This window comes from Rhodococcus sp. IEGM 1318, assembly GCF_033142465.1.
In the GTDB taxonomy this organism is placed as follows: Bacteria; Actinomycetota; Actinomycetes; order Mycobacteriales; family Mycobacteriaceae; genus Rhodococcus_F; species Rhodococcus_F qingshengii_B.
Genome location: NZ_JAWLSC010000011.1, coordinates 108,298 through 126,260 on the forward strand (window position 1 = coordinate 108,298; position 17,963 = coordinate 126,260).

15 protein-coding genes and 1 pseudogene are annotated in these 17,963 nt (G+C 62.3%); 6 read left to right on the top strand and 10 right to left on the bottom strand.

From position 1 onward, the window contains the following. Nucleotides 1–25: 25 nt before the first annotated feature. The gene (locus R4P65_RS23870) at nucleotides 26–1,645 is read left to right on the top strand and encodes a PucR family transcriptional regulator (protein WP_317828373.1); all 1,620 of its coding nucleotides are present in this window, start codon (nucleotides 26–28) and stop codon (nucleotides 1,643–1,645) included. Nucleotides 1,646–1,715: 70 nt separating this feature from the next. Here R4P65_RS23870 and R4P65_RS23875 read toward each other — a convergent pair whose 3' ends face one another. From R4P65_RS23875 to R4P65_RS23885, 3 genes are all read right to left on the bottom strand, one after another. Beyond that, the gene (locus tag R4P65_RS23875; RefSeq protein ID WP_317828374.1) at nucleotides 1,716–2,609 is read right to left on the bottom strand and encodes a serine hydrolase; all 894 of its coding nucleotides are present in this window, start codon (nucleotides 2,607–2,609) and stop codon (nucleotides 1,716–1,718) included. Nucleotides 2,610–2,762: 153 nt separating this feature from the next. After that, the gene (locus tag R4P65_RS23880; RefSeq protein ID WP_317828375.1) at nucleotides 2,763–3,398 is read right to left on the bottom strand and encodes a ScbR family autoregulator-binding transcription factor; all 636 of its coding nucleotides are present in this window, start codon (nucleotides 3,396–3,398) and stop codon (nucleotides 2,763–2,765) included. Nucleotides 3,399–3,636: 238 nt separating this feature from the next. Further along, nucleotides 3,637–4,065, bottom strand: coding sequence for an HIT family protein (locus R4P65_RS23885; RefSeq protein ID WP_230814918.1), 429 nt, complete (start codon nucleotides 4,063–4,065; stop codon nucleotides 3,637–3,639). Nucleotides 4,066–4,152: 87 nt separating this feature from the next. Between R4P65_RS23885 and R4P65_RS23890 the strand changes: the two genes are divergently transcribed. Together R4P65_RS23890 and R4P65_RS23895 are read left to right on the top strand one after the other, a co-directional pair. Then, complete coding sequence (locus R4P65_RS23890) at nucleotides 4,153–5,394, top strand: glycosyltransferase (protein WP_411742584.1); 1,242 nt, start codon at nucleotides 4,153–4,155, stop codon at nucleotides 5,392–5,394. After that, complete coding sequence (locus tag R4P65_RS23895; protein ID WP_317828376.1) at nucleotides 5,391–7,550, top strand: glycosyltransferase family 39 protein; 2,160 nt, start codon at nucleotides 5,391–5,393, stop codon at nucleotides 7,548–7,550. The genes R4P65_RS23890 and R4P65_RS23895 overlap by 4 nt, the downstream gene beginning before the upstream one ends. 87 nt (nucleotides 7,551–7,637) lie before the next feature. On the opposite strand, the gene R4P65_RS23900 is transcribed toward R4P65_RS23895, so the two are convergent. Then, nucleotides 7,638–8,954, bottom strand: coding sequence for an HNH endonuclease signature motif containing protein (locus R4P65_RS23900; protein WP_317828377.1), 1,317 nt, complete (start codon nucleotides 8,952–8,954; stop codon nucleotides 7,638–7,640). A gap of 209 nt (nucleotides 8,955–9,163) precedes the next feature. Between R4P65_RS23900 and R4P65_RS23905 the strand changes: the two genes are divergently transcribed. Continuing rightward, complete coding sequence (locus tag R4P65_RS23905; protein ID WP_317828378.1) at nucleotides 9,164–9,403, top strand: hypothetical protein; 240 nt, start codon at nucleotides 9,164–9,166, stop codon at nucleotides 9,401–9,403. A 32-nt stretch (nucleotides 9,404–9,435) separates the two neighbouring features. Here R4P65_RS23905 and R4P65_RS33205 read toward each other — a convergent pair. The 6 genes and pseudogenes from R4P65_RS33205 to R4P65_RS23930 form a co-directional block, all read right to left on the bottom strand. Then, a pseudogene (locus R4P65_RS33205) lies at nucleotides 9,436–9,612 on the bottom strand (transposase); the annotation flags it as partial. A 77-nt stretch (nucleotides 9,613–9,689) separates the two neighbouring features. Beyond that, nucleotides 9,690–10,337, bottom strand: coding sequence for an ABC transporter ATP-binding protein (locus R4P65_RS23910; RefSeq protein WP_317828379.1), 648 nt, complete (start codon nucleotides 10,335–10,337; stop codon nucleotides 9,690–9,692). A gap of 1 nt (nucleotide 10,338) precedes the next feature. Continuing rightward, nucleotides 10,339–11,256, bottom strand: a complete 918-nt coding sequence (locus R4P65_RS23915; protein WP_317828380.1) for an ABC transporter ATP-binding protein — start codon at nucleotides 11,254–11,256, stop codon at nucleotides 10,339–10,341. Continuing rightward, entirely contained in the window at nucleotides 11,253–12,074 is an 822-nt protein-coding gene (locus tag R4P65_RS23920; RefSeq protein WP_317828381.1) for an ABC transporter permease, read from the bottom strand. Before R4P65_RS23920 ends, R4P65_RS23915 begins: the two co-directional genes overlap by 4 nt. Beyond that, entirely contained in the window at nucleotides 12,067–13,101 is a 1,035-nt protein-coding gene (locus R4P65_RS23925) for an ABC transporter permease (RefSeq protein ID WP_317828382.1), read from the bottom strand. The genes R4P65_RS23920 and R4P65_RS23925 overlap by 8 nt, the downstream gene beginning before the upstream one ends. Further along, the gene (locus R4P65_RS23930; RefSeq protein ID WP_317828383.1) at nucleotides 13,098–14,720 is read right to left on the bottom strand and encodes an ABC transporter substrate-binding protein; all 1,623 of its coding nucleotides are present in this window, start codon (nucleotides 14,718–14,720) and stop codon (nucleotides 13,098–13,100) included. Before R4P65_RS23930 ends, R4P65_RS23925 begins: the two co-directional genes overlap by 4 nt. Nucleotides 14,721–14,891: 171 nt before the next feature. On the opposite strand from R4P65_RS23930, the gene purD reads away from it, so the two are divergent. Both purD and R4P65_RS23940 read left to right on the top strand, forming a co-directional pair. Continuing rightward, nucleotides 14,892–16,148, top strand: a complete 1,257-nt coding sequence (gene purD, locus R4P65_RS23935; RefSeq protein ID WP_317828384.1) for a phosphoribosylamine--glycine ligase — start codon at nucleotides 14,892–14,894, stop codon at nucleotides 16,146–16,148. 242 nt (nucleotides 16,149–16,390) lie between these two features. Continuing rightward, nucleotides 16,391–17,959, top strand: a complete 1,569-nt coding sequence (locus R4P65_RS23940; protein ID WP_230815101.1) for a GMC oxidoreductase — start codon at nucleotides 16,391–16,393, stop codon at nucleotides 17,957–17,959. Nucleotides 17,960–17,963 lie beyond the last annotated feature (4 nt).

Consider the following 17,963-nt stretch of genomic DNA (forward strand, 5'->3'; position numbering starts at 1 on the left):
TTCACAGGACGAAGGAGTGATAGACGTGGGCACCGTACGACCTCGCATCAGTTTGGTGCGGCTTCTCGAAGACGTGGGAACTACGGTGCTGAATCCGGTTGTCGGTGACCCGGATGCGGTCCAGGAGATCGCCTCGGTGGTCATTCACGATCCTGACGACGACTCACCCTCGACGCCCGACTCCATGGTGCTGCTGGTCGGAATCACCGGCGGTGAACGTATCGCGGAGTCCGTCGCCGGCCTGGCCGAGCGCGGAGTGCGCGTGGTGGTCGCGCGAGTGACCACCGAAGTCAGTGACGCCGATCGAGAATCCATCATGTCCTCTGGCGTCGTCGTATTGACGTTGGCCCGCGGAGTTTCGTGGGTTCAGCTGACAAGCCTGCTTCATTCGGTGCTCTCGGCCCGAAACGAAGTCGGGCACATCCATTCACGCGGAGGTGGACCGGCCGGCGATCTGTTCGCCTTCGCCAACGCCGTGAGCGCGCTCTTGGATGCCCCTATCACGATCGAGGACCGAAGCTCAAGGGTCATCGCCTTCTCCGGACGCCAGGAAGAAGGAGACGGTCCACGTATCGCGACCGTTCTGGAGCGGCAAGTTCCTGACCAGTACATTCGAGTGCTCGAAGAGGCAGGGGTCTTCGACCGGCTCTATCGCAGCGACGATCCGGTGTGGGTGTCGGCGGAGACTCTCGGTACAAAAATGGGACGTATCGCCGTGTCCATCCGAGCCGGCGACGAATTCCTCGGCTCGATGTGGGTGGCAACCGGTGAGCCGATGTCCGAGGACCGGATGCGTGCACTGCGCGATTCGGCCGGGTTGATCGCGCTGCAGATGTTGCGGTTGCGCGGCGGCGCCGACGCCGAGCGTCGACTGCGCGCAGACCTGATCGCGACCCTTCTCGACGGTGGGTCCGGTGCGGTCGACGCGATGAATCGCCTCGGCCTCGGGACCGGTCCTGCACTCGTGATGGCCTTGGGTCGTAGGTCTTTCGAGGGATCGTCGAAGCCGGACGATGCCGCCCACGTGGTGCGGCTGACCGACGCTCTGGCCATGCACCTAGGCGCGGTCCACTCGCAGTCGGCGGCTGCATTGGTCAACGGAACCGGCTACGCGGTGCTGTCTGTGCGAGGGCACTCCCCGGCAGAAGCCGAGCTGCAGGCGTTCCGTGTGGCCTCGGATTTCCTGGACCGCACCGGAGCGTCCGGCGACACGATCATCGGGATCGGCCGGGTCGTGACCAGACCGGCTCAGTTGAGCCGATCGAAGCGCGATGCCGAACATGCCCTCGAAGTGTTGTTGGCGGGACGAGCGTCGGGCAGCGTCGCCACTTTCAGCAGCGTCCACGTCGACGCCATTCTGTTGGAGATCGCGTCGGAAGCTGCGGCCGAAGGATTCTCGGACCTCGGGCCCATCGAGGCGATCGCCAGCCATGACGCTGCCCATGCGACCTCGTTCGTCGACACCCTCGATGCGTGGCTCAACGCCTTCGGCGACGTCGGTGACGCCGCGGCCTCATTGCACGTGCACCCCAACACCTTTCGGTATCGACTCAGCAAGTTGAAGGGTATGGCCGCGTTGGATCTCGACGATCCCAACGTTCGCTTCCGGTTGATGGTGCATCTTCGTCTGCGCGGTCCACGCTAGTTCGAAAGCCGAAAAATGCGGGTCGCGCTGGTTTCTCGGCGCGACCCGCATTTTTATCGGTGGGTTCCGGTCAGTTGTTGCGAAGTGCTTCGATTGCGATGCGTCCGACGGTTCCGATCGAGGCGTCGATCTTCGGGGCACGATGAGTGAGTGCGTGGGACTTGGTGAAGACACCGACGGCATAACGCTTACCGTCCGGGTACGCCACGACGCCGGCTTCGTTTCGTACCAGTCCCAATGTCCCGGTCTTGGCAGCGACGGTGACCTCGTCGGGGAAACCAGATGAAAGGCGGTGTGGCCAGACCTGCTTGCTCATGATCGTTCGGACCTCTTCGCAGGCCGACGCGGGGCCGGCTTCGTCCCTCCAGATTGCAGCCAGCAACATTGTGATCTCACGAGGAGTGCTGGAGTTGGAGCGGGCCGGATCCATGACGGAAATCGTCCGGAGAATTTCGATCGGAGGCATTTCAAGCAAGGTGCCCTTGTCGACTCCGAGGTCGTCGTAGACCGATTTGAACAAACCGCGGCAGTCGCGGACCAAGTTGGTCTTCTCCACACCGAGCCCACGCAGCGTTGCGACGATGTTGTCGAGTCCGAGACGCTCGAACAAGAAATCCGTGGCGGCGTTGTCGCTGAAGCTCATCATGAGCAGAGCGAGGTCTCGCCAGCTGGCGGTGACATCGTCGGCGCAGCCGCCGATACCGATGCCGCCGGAGCGGAACTCGGCGGTCACCGTGGCGTGCTCGGTCGGATCAAGGGTGCCTGCCGCTACTTCACGGGCGTACTGGAGTACGACAGGAATCTTGAACACGGAGGCGAGGATGACACCTTCGTCAGCACCGTAGCCGAACTCTTCGCCGGAATCGATGTCGCGTGCGTGGACGAACGCATCGGTCTTCGCTTCGGCCAGTACAGCAGCGATCTCCTGCTTTGCGCTCTCAACGTACGTGGCAGTTTCGGTCATTCGAGAAGCCCTTCGTCGGTATCCGTATATCTGGGTTATTCGTGGATTCGACGATAATGAGTCGACGACGGGGGGTCTTGTACGAATCGACGAAGCTGACCGGAAGGTTCGGTGCGGATATGCCGAATCATCCGAGCGTCGGGGTGTTCCAGATCAGGAAGCGTATGTTTCGAGCCGGCAGCGGACAAGGCTGTCGACATCGCCGCGGCGCTTGTCGGAGACGACGCCGGCCAGCAGGAGAGTGAACAACTCGTCGATGCGGTCGTCCAAATCGCTTCGCCTGGTGAGCACGTTCGAAACTAGTTGAACGCCGGTGAATGCCGAGATCGCCACGCGGCCCACCGATTCCGGCTCCACGTCGTCACGTATATCGCCTTCGCGTTTCGCGGCCTCGGCCAGTTTTCGAAGCTCGCGGATCCACGCGAGGTACGGACCTTGCGAACCGTCAGCAGAGGCCAATTCGAGGGTAAGTCGGACTCCCGCACGAACAATCGGGTCCGCGACAAGCTGGCGGCCCATCTCGTGGCACACCATAACGAGCTGTTCCAGTGCCGGTGCGCCCGTGGCTGCAACTGCGGTGAAGGCGGTGATCGAGATCTGGTGCTGTTCTTCGATGACAGCTTGAGCCAATTCGTCTTTGGACGAGAAGTGGAAATAGACCGCGCCCTTGGTCATCTGCGCCGCGGACACGATGTCGTTCATACTCGTGCTGCCGTACCCCGTGACTTCGAACCGATCGGCAGCGCCACGAAGAATCTGACGCCGACTGATCTTGGCACGTTCCTGCATTGCTCCCTTGTCCTCCGACTGTTAACACGTGAACTAGTTTTAGGGCCCTAGGTCCCGGACCAGCGCCCCACGGTAGCAGCGAAACTCGTGCTCGCGCGACAGCGCGAAACGGACTGTTCGGTGTGCAATCGCAGGTCACGGTCGGTAGGAGCGAAAAATGCGACCGCCGCAACCTCCGTTGGAGGCTGCGGCGGGGAGTCCAGTTATCGGCCAGCGAAATTCGGTCAAAGGTACGCGATCAACGAGTCGGAACTGTTGCCTCGAAGCCGAGGTCGCGTAGTGCCGACTTGAGTTTGGTCTGTGCCTCGTCGAGAGATTCGGGTGACGGCGAAGTGTCGGCGCCACTGATGTCGAAGTTCCCCATGTCGTATGCGGGGAAGACGTGAACGTGAAGATGCGGAACTTCCAGACCTGCGATGAGGAGACCGGCCCGCGGCGCGTCGAACGCCTTCCTCACAGCCTGACCCAGGGTGCGGGCAACAGCGGTGACCTTGGCAAAGAGTTCAGGATCTACGTCCTGCCACTGATCGACCTCGGCTCGCGGTACGACAAGTACGTGACCTTGCGTTACCGGTGCGATGGTCAGGAACGCGACAACGTCGTCGTCCTCCCACACGAAACGTCCTGGTAGATCCCCGTTGATGATGGCGCTGAAGACTGAAGGCATACCCCGAGGTTAGCCCGCGTCCGGTTGCCAGGAAACTCCCAGGCTGGACGCAGGTTCGTCGGAGCAGGCCCGACAAATCTAGGACGCATGACGACAGAAGCCATGCAGACCGCGGGCAGCACGGACGCAGGGGAGCTCTCCGCGACGACTGTAGTGCTGGACGTGGTCGTCCCGGTATACAACGAAGAGGCGGGCCTCGAGACGTGCGTGCGTCGCTTACGCCATCATTTACGCACGCAGGTGCCATTTTCTGCGCGAATTACCATCGCGGACAACGCCAGCGTCGACGGCACCTTGGTGCTCGCACGTTCCCTCGCCGAAGAGTTCGACGATGTCCGGGTCGTGCACCTGGATGCGAAGGGCCGTGGTCGAGCACTTCGGCAGGTGTGGAGCGATTCCGACGCGGACGTGGTCGCGTACATGGACGTCGACCTCTCGACCGATCTCAACGCCCTGATGCCGTTGATTGCTCCGCTGCTCTCCGGACACTCGGACATCGCCATCGGGTCCCGGTTGGCACGTTCGTCCCGCGTGGTCCGTGGCCCCAAGCGTGAGTTTATCTCGCGTAGTTACAACCTCATCCTCCGAGGCGCGCTCCATGCTCGCTTCACCGACGCCCAGTGCGGTTTCAAAGCCATGCGCGTCGACGTTGCGCGGCAACTACTTCCGCTGGTGGAGGACACCGGATGGTTCTTCGACACCGAATTGCTGGTGCTGGCCGAGCGTGCCGGAATGCGAATTCACGAGGTTCCTGTCGACTGGGTAGACGACCCGGACAGCCGGGTAGACATCGTCGCCACGGCAGTCGCCGACCTCAAAGGTGTGGTTCGCGTCGGGCGAGCACTCTCGACCGGCTCACTCCCACTGGCCGAGCTCAGGGCGAGTTTCGGCCGTGAACCGTTGGTTCCGGGTGTTCCGCGAGGCATGGTCGGTCAACTCTCACGCTTCGCCGTGGTGGGAGTCATTTCTACGCTTGCGTACGCGCTGCTCTATCTCGCACTGCACTCGATTATGGGTGCGCAGTGGGCCAATGCCGTCGCATTACTGGTGACCGCGGTGTTCAACACCGCCGCCAATCGAGCCTTCACCTTCGGGATCCGGGGCTCGGAAGGATCCGCCCGGCACCAGATGCAGGGCCTGCTCGTGTTCGGGTTCGGGTTGCTGCTCACCAGCGGATCGTTGTTCGTGCTCGACGTTGTGGCGCACGATGCGTCCAAACACGTCGAGCTTGCTGTACTCGTCATTGCCAATCTTGTTGCCACAGTGAGTCGATTCATCGCACTGCGCTGGGTGTTTCGCACCGCACAACCCGTAGGAGCTGATCGATGACCGCCACTGCAGAAGGATCAGCCGCGTCGGTGCCGGCGCCGGAACCGCAGCGTGAGGTGCGCTGGGAGCCGTGGGCGCTCGGAGTGCTGTTGGTGGGCACCGGAGTTGCCTACATCTGGGGCTTGGGTGCATCCGGATGGGCCAACTCGTTCTATGCCGCTGCGGTACAGGCAGGTTCGGTGTCGTGGAAGGCCTTCTTCTTCGGCTCTTCGGACGCTGCGAACTCGATCACCGTCGACAAGCCGCCGATGTCCCTGTGGTTGATGTCGCTGTCAGTTCGCATCTTCGGACTCAACTCCTGGGCGATGTTAGTGCCGCAGGCGCTGCTCGGTGTCGGATCGGTGGCACTGTTGTGGGGAACGGTTCGACGGTACTTCGGGGCTGCCGCCGGACTACTCGCCGGTTTGGTGCTGGCTCTCACTCCCGTAGCGGCGCTGATGTTCCGGTTCAACAACCCGGATGCCATGCTGGTACTCCTGATGATCGCAGCAGTGTGGGCGATGATGCGCGCCGTGCAGGACGGCCGAACCCGCTGGCTCGTGTTGGTCGGTGTCTTCTGCGGATTCGGTTTCCTGACTAAGCAATTGCAGGTCATGTTGGTGGTGCCGCCACTGGCACTCACCTATCTGATCGCCGGACCGCCGAAACTGGGTAAGCGGGTACTTCAACTGTTCGCTGCACTGGGCGGCCTGATCGTCTCCGCCGGATGGTGGTTGGCAATCGTCGAACTGTGGCCGGCCGACTCACGTCCATGGATCGGTGGTTCGCAGAACAATTCGATTCTCGAACTGACGCTCGGCTACAACGGGCTCGGACGCTTGAGCGGCAACGAGACCGGGAGCGTCGGCGGCGGTGGAATGCGCGGTCCTGGTGATGCTGCGACCGGCGCCGCTGCGGGGGGCTTCCCGGGAATGGGCGAGGCAACGGGTGGTATGGCGCCAGGGGGTATGCCAGCAGGGGGTATGCCAGCGGGGGGTATGGCTCCAGGTGGTGGGGCCGGTGGCGGCATATGGGGGAGTACCGGCATTACGCGCCTGTTCGAATCTGCCCAGGGCGGGCAGATTGCCTGGTTGATTCCTGCCGCACTGATACTTCTGGTGGCGGGAATCGTGCTGCGAGGCAAGGCTCCGCGCGTCGACACACAGCGCGCCTCGTTCATCGTCTGGGGACTGTGGCTGTTGGTGACCGGACTGACCTTCAGTTTCATGGCGGGAATCTTCCACGCCTACTACACCGTTGCGCTGGCGCCAGCGATCGCCGCGCTGCTCGGTTCAGGATCCGTAGTGGCGTGGCGTCATCGCGACGTCCTCTGGGTTCGCATCATTCTGGCGGTGTCCTTTGCCGCAACCGTCGCGATGGCGTGGGTACTGCTCGGGCGTTCGCCGTCATTCGTACCGTGGCTCCGGTGGGCCATTTTGGTAGTCGGCATCGTCGCTGCCGTGGCAGTGCTGATTCCGGCGGTGTCGAGAGGTCGACTGGCCGTGGCAGTGATTCTCGCGGCGATCTTCACCGGCTTGGCGGGTCCGACTGCCTACGCGATCGACACGATCAACACTCCGCATACCGGCTCCATAGTTTCGGCCGGACCGAGCGTCGAAGGTGGAATGGGTGGACCAGGCGGTGGCCGCGGAGGATTCGGAGGATTCGGCGGCACGGCTGATGGCGGTAACCGTCGGACGGACGGAACGCCACCTGCAGGAATGGGCCAGATGCCCGGTGGTGCAATAGCTCCGGGCACCACCACATCGACCACCGATGGAACGCGAGGGGCAATGGGTGGCGGTGCCGCCGGTGGTCTACTGCAGGGCAGCACACCGGGAGCAGCGGTCGTGTCCACACTCGAAGAGAACTCCGACCAGTTCACGTGGGTCGCCGCGGCAATCGGGTCCAACAGCGCCTCGGGTTATCAGCTTGCGACGCAGTCACCGGTCATGGCTATCGGAGGGTTCAACGGGAGCGATCCGTCCCCGACGCTCGCGCAGTTCCAACAGTACGTGGCAGAGGGCAAAATTCACTTCTTCATCGCCGGCGGCGGGATGGGTGGCGGTATGAACGCCGAAGGCACCGCTACCGCTATCTCGACGTGGGTGACCGAAAACTTCACCGCCACAACGGTGGACGGGGTGACCCTCTACGACTTGACGGTTGCAGGCTGACCCAGCAAGAACGCACGCCAGGTCCGCATCGGAGGAGCACTTCCGATGCGGACCTGGCCGTGTTCTGTTGTGCCTGAGAAGCTGTTCTCAGGTTTTGAATGTGGTGTTCGCCGGCCTGGGATGCTGCCCGGGGTCGATCGAGGGTGGCGGGATGAACCAGGGTTTGTTGTCGACGCCGATTCGGATTTCCCATTTTCCGACGAACCCCGTTTTCCGGTGCATCAGCCGGTGATGCGAGCGGCACAGCAGGACAAGGTTGTTCATCACCGTAGGGCCGCCGTTAGCCCAGTGCCTAATGTGGTGCGCATCAGTCCACGCCGGAACACACGAACAACCCGGGAACGCGCAGCCCTTGTCTCGGGCGATCAGGGCGACTCGTTGTTCGGCGGTGACCAGACGTTTTCCTGGTTTCGCATCGAGCGGTGCGCCGTGGTCGTCGAGCAGGACAGTGGAGAGGAAACAATCGCACCCGAGGAATCTGGTCTGCGAGACCGACAGTGGTCCGAGCCATGGCATGTGCCCAACATCGAGATCTGACAGGTCCAGATCGGGTGAGTCTTCGTCGTCCACGTCAGAAGGCGCCGCGGCGCAATCGCGGTGCTCGGCCAGATCGCGGGCGTTGATGTGCACGTTCACGTGCGGGCGTTGTCCGCCGTCGGTACCGGTGTTGGCGCAGTCGAGGTAGCGGCGGATCAGTTCGGTGAACCCGTCCGCGGTTCGCTTCGCCGCGGACCGGGCGTCGGGGGTTCCGTCCGGTGCTGGGGTGGGCATCGTCAGATTCGACAGGGCGGAGAGCAGCATTTCTCCGGTGAGGGCGTCGAAATCTCCGCGGACCACCACCCGACCGTTCAAGGTCGAGGCGATCCGGAGCTCGTTGCGATCGACGTCTTCGGCGGGCGGAATCTCATCGGATTCGAACAACCGCTCCAACGTCGCGATAACGTTCCGCACCTTCGTTGTCGTCGCTTCCACTCCCGAGGCGGCAGCCAACAACAAATCGATGCACTTCGGTAATGCCTCCTCCGGCATCCCCTTCGGTGATGATTCACAGAACGCCACGATCAACACCGCATGATCGAACGAGCAATCCCCACAATCAAATCTCGCTGCCACTGCCGGAAACGGCCGCAACGCCGCACCGAGGGCGGCGATCTTCTTCCCGTCCCGAACCTGCAACATCGTGTTGGCCGCCAACCACGCACCGACACCGCGACTGGCAATCACCTGATCATCGGAACGCAACGAGAGTTCGTCCACGACCGCCACCCGCACGGCGTCCAGGCGCAGAATCTCCGCACTCGCCGACACCGCAGCCTCTCGCAACTCAGCAGCAGAAAACCGCCACAGACGTCCGCGTAACCCCACCGCAGAACCAGACACCACGTCCGACAATAAGACAGTCATTGAATCCCCCGATCCCCTACACGGAGCATAATCGAACATGCGTTCGAGTCAAGTGCTAATTCGTATGGGCTGGGGTGTGTTGCCGAAGGTGACTGATGAGACTGGTGTGGTCGCGGGCTCTCGAGTTGATGAGAGACTGAACCGTGCCTGATCGACCTGAGATTGTCTGTATTTGCGGCTCTGCCCGATTCGCTGAAGAGATGCGGGAGGTGAACCGCGATCTGACGTTCGCAGGCGTCATCGTCGTCGCGCCGGGTGAAGCAGGCGAGGCGATCTCTGTCGAGCAGAAGGCACTGCTCGACGCGCTTCACTTGCGCAAGATCGACCTGGCCGATCAGGTTCTGGTTGTCAACCCAGGCGGATACATCGGCGAGTCCACGCGCCGAGAGGTCGCGTATGCGCGCGCCAGCGGCAAACCAGTGTCGTTCACGGTGCCGTGTGATCAGTAAGCGCCTCTTTGGTGCAGGCGGCAATGAAGATCTCAGGCCGAGTCGAAATTCTTGTAGATCGTGACCCAACTCCTGAACCCCTCCAGCGCTTCGCGCCACAGGGCTCCCGTCCGAAACCGACCCGCAGTCGCCTCGAGTACCGTGCGCCGCTCTACCGGCGGTTGACCGGTTGCCTTCACCTTCGGGAACAACGGACCGATCACAGCCCACGCTTCATCCGAATCGCATCACGCGACATGCATTAACACTCGCCCGCGAACTGCCGGATCAGGTTTAACAACACGCCCTAAGTGCGAACGCCGTCGAGGTCGTGGACCACGTCGCAGCAGGCGTCGAGTAATTCGCGATCATGGCTGATAAGTAATACGCCGACGTCGGTTTCAGCGGCGCGACTCTCGATCAACCGAATGAGCGCGGCCGTCGTGGCGGCGTCGAGCATCGCCGTCGCCTCGTCGCAGATGAGGTATTTCGGTTGTTGCGCCAGCGATCTCGCTAGGCAGGCTCGCTGTAGTTGGCCGTCGCTGACCTGGTGGGGTCTACGAGAGAGGAGGTCTGGTGTGAGGCCGACTTCTGCTGCCAGTGCGACCACATCAATTGTGCTGCCGGCAATATCGCCGGGTTGACCGATGATCGAGGCGAGCGTCTGCCGTGGGTCGGTTGATGCACGGGGCGACTGAAACAGCATGGACACCGTGCCGCGCAGTGCCGTGGGTACCGAGAATTTGGTACCCACAACGGGTGATCCGTCGATCCGCACTTCGCCTGACCACGGTGCGTCCAGTGAGGCGAGAATCCTTGCAAGTGTTGATTTTCCGGTGCCCGAAGGGCCGGTCAGGCCGATCAGCTTTCCCGTCGGAATCTCGAGGGAGATGTTCTCGAGCACCGGTCTGTTTCGGTGGTAACCACTGGTGATTCCCAATGCCTGCAGACTCATGTCAGCCCACCTTCCGCAATGTTCGGTACGTGCGTTCGCCGAGGGTTACCAACTCGGTCGGTCCACCGGACTGTTTCGACTCCGGGCGTCGTAGGTGATAGACGCACTCGTCGGGGAGATCGGTCAGTTGCGGTGGCGAGCCGGGGATCGGATTCAAACCGCGGGAAGGTAAGGCGCCGAGTAGGTCTCGGGTGTAGTCGTGGAGTGGATCCTGGAATACCAGAGTAGCCGGACCGGTTTCCATGATGCGTGATGCGTACATGACGGCAAGTCGATCCGCGACGCCGCTGCGGGTGAGTGATGCCAGGTCGTGGGTGATGAGCAGGACTGCCGCCCCGGCGTCCGCGCACTCGCGAAGCAGGCTCATGACGTGGTCGGTGAGTTCGCGGTCGAGGTTGGCAGTGGGTTCGTCAGCCACGATCACCGATGGATTCCCGGCCAATGCACCGGCAATGGCGACGCGTTGCGCCATGCCACCCGACAGTTCGTGCGGGTAGCAGTCCAGAGCCGAGGGCTCGAGTCCGACGCGAAGCGCCAAGCCGTCACAGGTGTGATCGCTGCCGAGCGCGTCGATGGTTTCTTGCAGTTGCGATCTCGCAGTTCGAACAGGGGTGAGATGTGTTGCGGCAGATTGCGGAACGAGCGCAGCATGTCGCCCCCGGAACGCGGTGCCGGAGAAGACGTCGATCTCCTGATCGGGGGTGCCAACGGTGACCGCTCCAGTTCGAGAAGCTTTCGGCGGCAACATGTTCATGACCGAGGTGGCGACGATCGACTTGCCACACCCGGATTCGCCGACGAGTGCGGTCACCGTGCCGGCCGGAACGGAGAGGTCTATGTCGCTCGCAGCGTGGACTACGGATCCTCCGGGTAGAGGGATCCTGACGGTGAGGGATTCGATGCGCAGGCCGTGGTTCACAGTCGCAACTCCGAAGGTCGAGGGGGCGTGAGCATCGACCGCAGGGCCGAACCGGCGACTGCAACTGCGACGGTGGCGATCACGAGGACTGCGGCGGGGAATACCAGCGTCCACCAACCGCCGAGGAGCAGAGAACTGCGTGCCTCTTCGAGAAGCGTTCCTAGACTGGGCTTGTGTGGGGGAAGGCCGAAACCCAGGAAGGACAAGGTAGATTCGTGCCAGACGGCGTGGGGTAGGAGGAGAACAACCGCGATCAAGGCCTGCGGCGCCGTCGCCGGCACGAGGTGGCGCATGATCACGTGACGCCGACTTGCCCCCGCGAGAATGGCGGCGTCGATGTACGGTCGTTCGCGCAGACTCAAGATCTCGGAGCGGATGATCCGGGCCACTTGGGTCCAGTGGGTCAGTGCGATCGAAAGCACGATGGCGGCAATGCTTCCGCGAAACATTGCGACGATGACGATGCCGAGCAACAGGTGGGGGAGTGCGTTGACGGCATCGGTGCCGCGCATGACGAACCTGTCCACCCAGCCGCCGACCAGGCCGGCCGTGGTACCGACGGCGACGCCGATCACCGTGGCGAGAAGCGCGCAGGCGAGTGCGATGAGTAGTGAGGTTCGAATGCCTGCAGCTATACGCACGAACAGATCTCGGCCCGCCGAGTCGGTTCCGAACGGGTGATCGAACGACGGAGCCAGGCGAGCCGCCGAGAAGTCTGTGACTCGGTCGTCGACGTCGGCCAACCATGGGACCATCGCTGCGTACAGCGCAACGAGGATCAGCACGCCGAGGGCGATCTTGAAGCGTCGTTCAGCCATCGGTACTCACTCTCGGGTCGAGTACTGCAACCAGGACGTCGGCAAGTAGTGAGCCGAGCATGACCGTCAATGTCGTACCGACGGTGAGGAACGCGAGCAGAGCCATGTCGAGGTCGCGGGCAGAGGAAACGATGGCGCCGGCGATCCCCGGCCAACTGAAGACCTCTTCCACCAGCACTGCCCCGACTATCAGTTCGGGCAACCGCACGCCGACGATGTTCACGAAAGGTGCCAGTGACGTCGGCAGTATGTGGCGCTTCGTAATGGTCGGCGTAGGAATTCCGCGCGCTACTGCGCCCGCGACAAACCCTTCGCCTTTCGAGCCCACGACGGATTCTCGGACGGCGAGGAGGAGCCACGGCATCTGCGAAATGGCGAGCACCGTCACCGGTAGGATCAAGTGTCGGATGACCTGTCCCGGTGTGGGATCGGCACCCCCATCGGTCAGTCCGGCGACCGGGAGCCAGCCAAGAGTCAAAGCGAAGAGCGCGATGGCCCCCAGCGACAAGACAAACGGCGGAAGTCCCTGTACGACGACGCTCAGCCCGGACACGATCTTGTCCAGGAACCCTCCACTGCGGATTCCGGCGAGAACACCGAGTGCCAGCGAGGCGAGAATCGCGATGATGAGTGAGATGCCGACCAGCAGCAGGGTCCACGGCAGACGTTCGGAGATAACCTGGGCAACAGGCTGATTGAACGATCTGGAAATTCCGAGATCACCGGTGAGCACACCCTGAAGCCAATTCCAGTACGTGCTGTACCAGGGGTTGTCGAAACCCATCTGGTCGGCGATCAACGCTTTGTCCGCGTCGCTGGTCGTCATGTATCGCGTGCCGAGATAGCCGACCAGTGGATCGAACGGTGAAATCGACGCGGCGGCAAAGAGTCCCGCGGACACCACAGCGATCACGGGCACGATGAACAACACCCGCCGACCGACCATCGTGAGGATGGCCTTTCGGCGGGAGTTGTCACGGTGGCCCCGCGACGGCGGCGCGTCTGCCCGAACGTCGACCGCTGTCATTGCCCTCGGGCCCACGTCTGCAGTGACCACCACGGACCCCAGGTCACACCGTGTGAGTGTGGCTCGAGTACCGGTCCGGACATCTGCCAGTCGGAATCCTTCGATACGTACGTATGGTCGAGGAAGACGAGGATGACAAATCCGGGATCCTCGACGTACGCCTGCTGAACGTCGCGATACGCGGCGTCACGCGTTGCCTGATCCAGGCTGCGGCGTCCTACTTCCAAGCCTGCGTCGACTGCTGGATTGGAGTAGTCGCTGGCGTTGTCGTAGATGCTGCCGACCCCGGGTGCGATGTACTTCGAGTTCAGCGCGTCGTACGCCTGTGTGTCAGGGTCGAAAGGTTCGTCGCCGCCGCCGAGAAGCGTCGAATCCTGGTTGATGCGAGGGTCTATGCGGTCCCAGGAGAGAGCTTCGAGGTCCACCTCGATGCCGACGGCGAGAGCGTCGGAGGCAAATGCCTGAGCGAGATCACGTCGGACGGTGTCGACGGAGTTGTACATGATCGTGAACTGCGCGCGCCGGCCGTCCTTCGAACGGATTCCGTCGGCACCTTCGATCCAGCCGGCCTCGGTCAGAATTCGCTCGGCCTCGGCCGGGTCGTAGGCGAAGGTCGCATTCGGGTTGTACGAGTCGCCGTAGACCTCGGGGATCGGAGTGGCCGCAACTCTGCCGTGTCCGCCTAGGACGTTGTCGATCATCGACTGGCGATTGGCGGCGAGGTTGAGCGCCATACGCACGGCTTTGTCGCCCGCCACGGGATTGTTCGTGGGGAGTGAGAGGCCGCGCCAGTCTGCCGACTGATGGGCTGTCACCGACATGTTTTCTTTGCCCGAGAACGTATTGGCAAGCAACGGAGGAAGATTGGTTCCGTCGATCTCACCGGACACCATACGTTGGGCGCGGGTGTTGTCATCGGGAACGTAGAGGAGAGTCAGCTTCTTGATCTCCGGCGCGCCGTCCCAGTAGTTCTCGTTCGCCACGAAGACCGCTCGATCCGGTGAGAGGTCGACGAGTGTGTACGGACCGGTACCGACGGGCGCGGTGTTCAACGGCGATTCGGCGGCCAGTCCGGGTGTCGCGAGCGACTCCGACGGAACCATGCCGATCAGCATCTTCGTCAGCAACGGCGCATACGAGTAGGCGAGGCGAAACTCGACTGTGCTGTCGTCGACGGCCACGACATCGCTGATCATGTCGTACGACGACCGCGCTTCCGAGGCGGAAGCGGGATCGAGGATCGCCTTGTACGTGGCAACCACGTCGGCGGCATCGAAGGTCGATCCGTCGGAGAAGGTGACCCCGTCACGGAGTTTGACCGTCCAGACTGTCGCGTCGGCGTTGGCCGTCGGCATCTCTGCCGCCAAAGACGGCTCGAACCCAGGCATGCCTGTGCCTCCGGTGAGCCGGACGAGACCGTCGTACATCTTGGCTTCGCCGGCAGCGCCGAAGCCTGCGACCGGGTTGTAGCCGCCCAGTTCGTAGCCGTCGGCCAAGACGAGGCCGTCGTTATTGCCCGAAGAGTTGGTGCCGGTCGGGCTACTGCACGACGTGATCAGAAGTGCGCCGATTGCGGCGGTTGCGGTGAGCGTCAGAACGCCTGGTTTGTGGAGTTTCACGGGTGTCCTTTCCTCGGTGGACAGATGTCCGAAAACATCTGTTCACCTATTCAGGTATTCATATGATCTCATCTCGAAACGGATATTTCGCACAAAGGACGAACCCTGCGACCTTGGCGCCACCCGTAGCACTCCGAGAGCGCCGTTACCGCAGGCCGTAGTCTGTTCCCCGTGCGCGTACTAGTAATCGGCTCCGGAGCCCGTGAACATGCCCTCCTTCTCTCTCTTGCTCGCGATCCAGGTGTCACGGCCCTGATCTGCGCGCCTGGCAATGCCGGGATCGCAAAAATCGCCGAGCAGCACCCCGTCGACGTTGCCTCGGGTGACGCGGTTACCGCGCTGGCCAAGCAAGTCGAGGCCGATCTCGTCGTCATCGGACCTGAGGTTCCCCTGGTTCTCGGTGTCGCAGATGCAGTGCGCGCAGCAGGTATCGCCTGCTTCGGGCCGTCGGCCGACGCCGCGCGCATCGAGGGCTCGAAGGCTTTCGCCAAGGACGTGATGGCTGTCGCCGGCGTCAAGACCGCACACAGCGAGATCGTCGACAATCCGGCGAAGCTTGACGACGCGCTCGACCGCTTCGGACCGAACTGGGTGGTCAAGGACGACGGACTGGCTGCAGGCAAGGGTGTTGTCGTCACGACGGATCGTCTCGCCGCGCGGGATCACGCCGCTGAACTGCTCGAGACCGGACACCCGGTTCTCCTCGAGTCCTTCCTCGACGGTCCGGAAGTTTCGCTCTTCTGCCTCGTCGACGGCGAAACCGTGATCCCGCTCCTCCCGGCGCAGGACCACAAGCGCGTCGGCGACGGAGATTCCGGACCCAACACCGGCGGCATGGGCGCGTACACACCGTTGCCGTGGCTGCCTGACGAGATGGTCACGCAGATCGTCGACGACGTGGTCAAGCCCGTCGCTGCCGAGTTGGTGGCGCGCGGTAGCAGCTTCTCCGGCCTTCTCTACGCTGGTCTGGCGATCGGCGTCGACGGCCCGGCCGTGGTCGAATTCAACTGCCGGTTCGGTGACCCCGAAACTCAGGCTGTACTTGCTCTCCTCGAAACGCCGCTGGGCGGTCTACTCAATGCAGCCTCGACCGGAACTCTCGATTCGGTCGGTCCGTTGCAGTGGCGCGACGGTTCCGCCGTCACGGTCGTGATTGCTGCCGAGAACTACCCGGCAACCCCGCGTACCGGTGACGTGATCACCGGAGCCGACGCCGACGGAGTCCTGCACGCCGGTACCAAGAAGCGTGAAGACGGAGCCGTCGTCTCGGCCGGTGGACGTGTGCTGAGTGTTGTCGGAGTGGGCAAGGATCTGACCGAAGCTCGTGACGACGCCTACGCAAAGATTGCCGACGTCAAGCTTCCCGGCGGTCATTTCCGCAAGGACATCGGACTCGGCGCCGTCGAAGGTCGCATCTCAATTCCCTGACTCGTTCTTTCGGAGGGCCGGTGAACTTTCTGTTCATCGGCCCTTTTCATGGAAAATCAACGGTTCCTTGAAGTTACCCACGAGTATGGACTTCTCGTTCGGTTTCTCCCGGTATATCTCAGCGCGGGGGTCACGGAAAGAGAAGGGCACACTTGAGTATTCGCGCTGGATCCAACGAACGGCACGCACGTACCAATTCCACGCTCTCGCGTAGAAACTTCTTGGCAGCAACAGGATTAGCTGTGGGCGCCGCTGCACTCTCGTCCTCGTGGACTACGGCGGCCGCGGCGCCCAGGCGAGCATTGAACGACGGAGACCGTGTCCCCGCGCTTGTGATCGGGAGCGGATACGGCGGGGCCGTTGCGGCACTTCGGTTGACGCAGGCCGGCATCGACACACACATGGTCGAGATGGGGAAGTCGTGGACCACACCAGGGTCCGATGGCAAGATCTTCTGCCCGATGCTTTCGCCCGACGGTCGATCCTTCTGGCTCAGAGACCGTACAGTTCAACCGGTTTCGCACTTCTCCGGCGGCTCTGTGGACAAGAACATCAGCCGCTACGTCGGTGTTCTCGACGCCGAGGATTTCGGCGGGATCAAGGTCTACCAAGGCCGAGGGGTCGGCGGTGGGTCGCTGGTCAACGGCGGCATGGCCGTCACACCCAAGCGCAACTACTTCGAAGAGATCCTGCCAGGGGTCGATTCCAACGAGATGTACTCGACGTATTTCCCGCGCGCGAACGCTGCGCTCGGAGTCAACAACATCGACCCGGCTTGGTTCGAATCGACCGAGTACTACAAGTTCGCGCGGACCGGGCGAAAAACAGCTGAGAGATCCGGTTACACAACAACGTTCGTGCCGAATGTCTACGACTTCAACTACATGAAGCAGGAAGCTGCCGGCCAGGTCACCAAGTCCGCCCTGGTCAGTGAGGTCATCTACGGGAACAACGCGGGAAAGAAGTCTCTGGACAAGACGTACCTCGCTGCGGCATCCGCCACCGGCAAGCTCACCATTTCAGCTCTGCACGTCGTGACCTCGGTAGCCCCGGCCGCGACCGGCGGTGGCTATCAAGTGGTGATGAATCAGATCAACGAGCAGGGCAACACCGTCGGCACCAAGACGGTGACGGCGGACAAAGTCTTCTTCGCGGCCGGCAGTATCGGCACCAGTAAGCTCCTGGTCGCGATGAAAGCACAAGGGCAGCTGGCGAATTTGCCGGGTGCTGTTGGACAGGAATGGGGTCACAACGGCAACGTGATGGTGGGGCGCGCCAATCACATGTGGGACGCCACCGGCGCGAAGCAGTCGGCGATCCCCGTGATGGGTATCGACAACTGGGCTGACGCATCCGCACCTGTCTTCGCGGAAATCGCACCCTTCCCAGCCGGTACCGAACTGTGGGTCAGCCTGTACTTGGCGATTGCCAAGAATCCGCAACGCGCTCAGTTCCAATTCAACTCGGCAACAGGCAAAGTCGGTTTGAACTGGCAGCGCTCGCAGAACCAGCCGTCGATCGACATGGCGAAGAAACTCTTCGACAAAATCAACAAAAAGGAAGGCACGATCTACCGGACCGACCTCTTCGGTCCGGTGCAGACATGGGGCGATCAGTTGACGTACCACCCCCTCGGCGGTTGCGTGCTGGGCAAGGCGACCGACAGCTACGGTCGCCTGCCGGAGTACCCGGGTCTGTACGTCATGGACGGATCCCTCGTTCCGGGCAATGTCGGAGTCAATCCGTTTGTCACCATCACCGCTCTGGCCGAACGGAATATCGAGAACATCATTGCGAACGACATGAACTAGAGCG

What these genes read in the sequence shown, in the direction of transcription:
- R4P65_RS23885 (WP_230814918.1), bottom strand. Translation starts at nt 4,065, where the DNA reads ATGCCTTCAGTCTTCAGCGCCATCATCAACGGGGATCTACCAGGACGT.
- R4P65_RS23900 (WP_317828377.1), bottom strand. Translation starts at nt 8,954, where the DNA reads ATGACTGTCTTATTGTCGGACGTGGTGTCTGGTTCTGCGGTGGGGTTA.
- R4P65_RS23895 (WP_317828376.1), top strand. Translation starts at nt 5,391, where the DNA reads ATGACCGCCACTGCAGAAGGATCAGCCGCGTCGGTGCCGGCGCCGGAA.
- R4P65_RS23910 (WP_317828379.1), bottom strand. Translation starts at nt 10,337, where the DNA reads ATGAGTCTGCAGGCATTGGGAATCACCAGTGGTTACCACCGAAACAGA.
- R4P65_RS23880 (WP_317828375.1), bottom strand. Translation starts at nt 3,398, where the DNA reads ATGCAGGAACGTGCCAAGATCAGTCGGCGTCAGATTCTTCGTGGCGCT.
- R4P65_RS23925 (WP_317828382.1), bottom strand. Translation starts at nt 13,101, where the DNA reads ATGACAGCGGTCGACGTTCGGGCAGACGCGCCGCCGTCGCGGGGCCAC.
- R4P65_RS23875 (WP_317828374.1), bottom strand. Translation starts at nt 2,609, where the DNA reads ATGACCGAAACTGCCACGTACGTTGAGAGCGCAAAGCAGGAGATCGCT.
- R4P65_RS23890 (WP_411742584.1), top strand. Translation starts at nt 4,153, where the DNA reads ATGACGACAGAAGCCATGCAGACCGCGGGCAGCACGGACGCAGGGGAG.
- R4P65_RS23920 (WP_317828381.1), bottom strand. Translation starts at nt 12,074, where the DNA reads ATGGCTGAACGACGCTTCAAGATCGCCCTCGGCGTGCTGATCCTCGTT.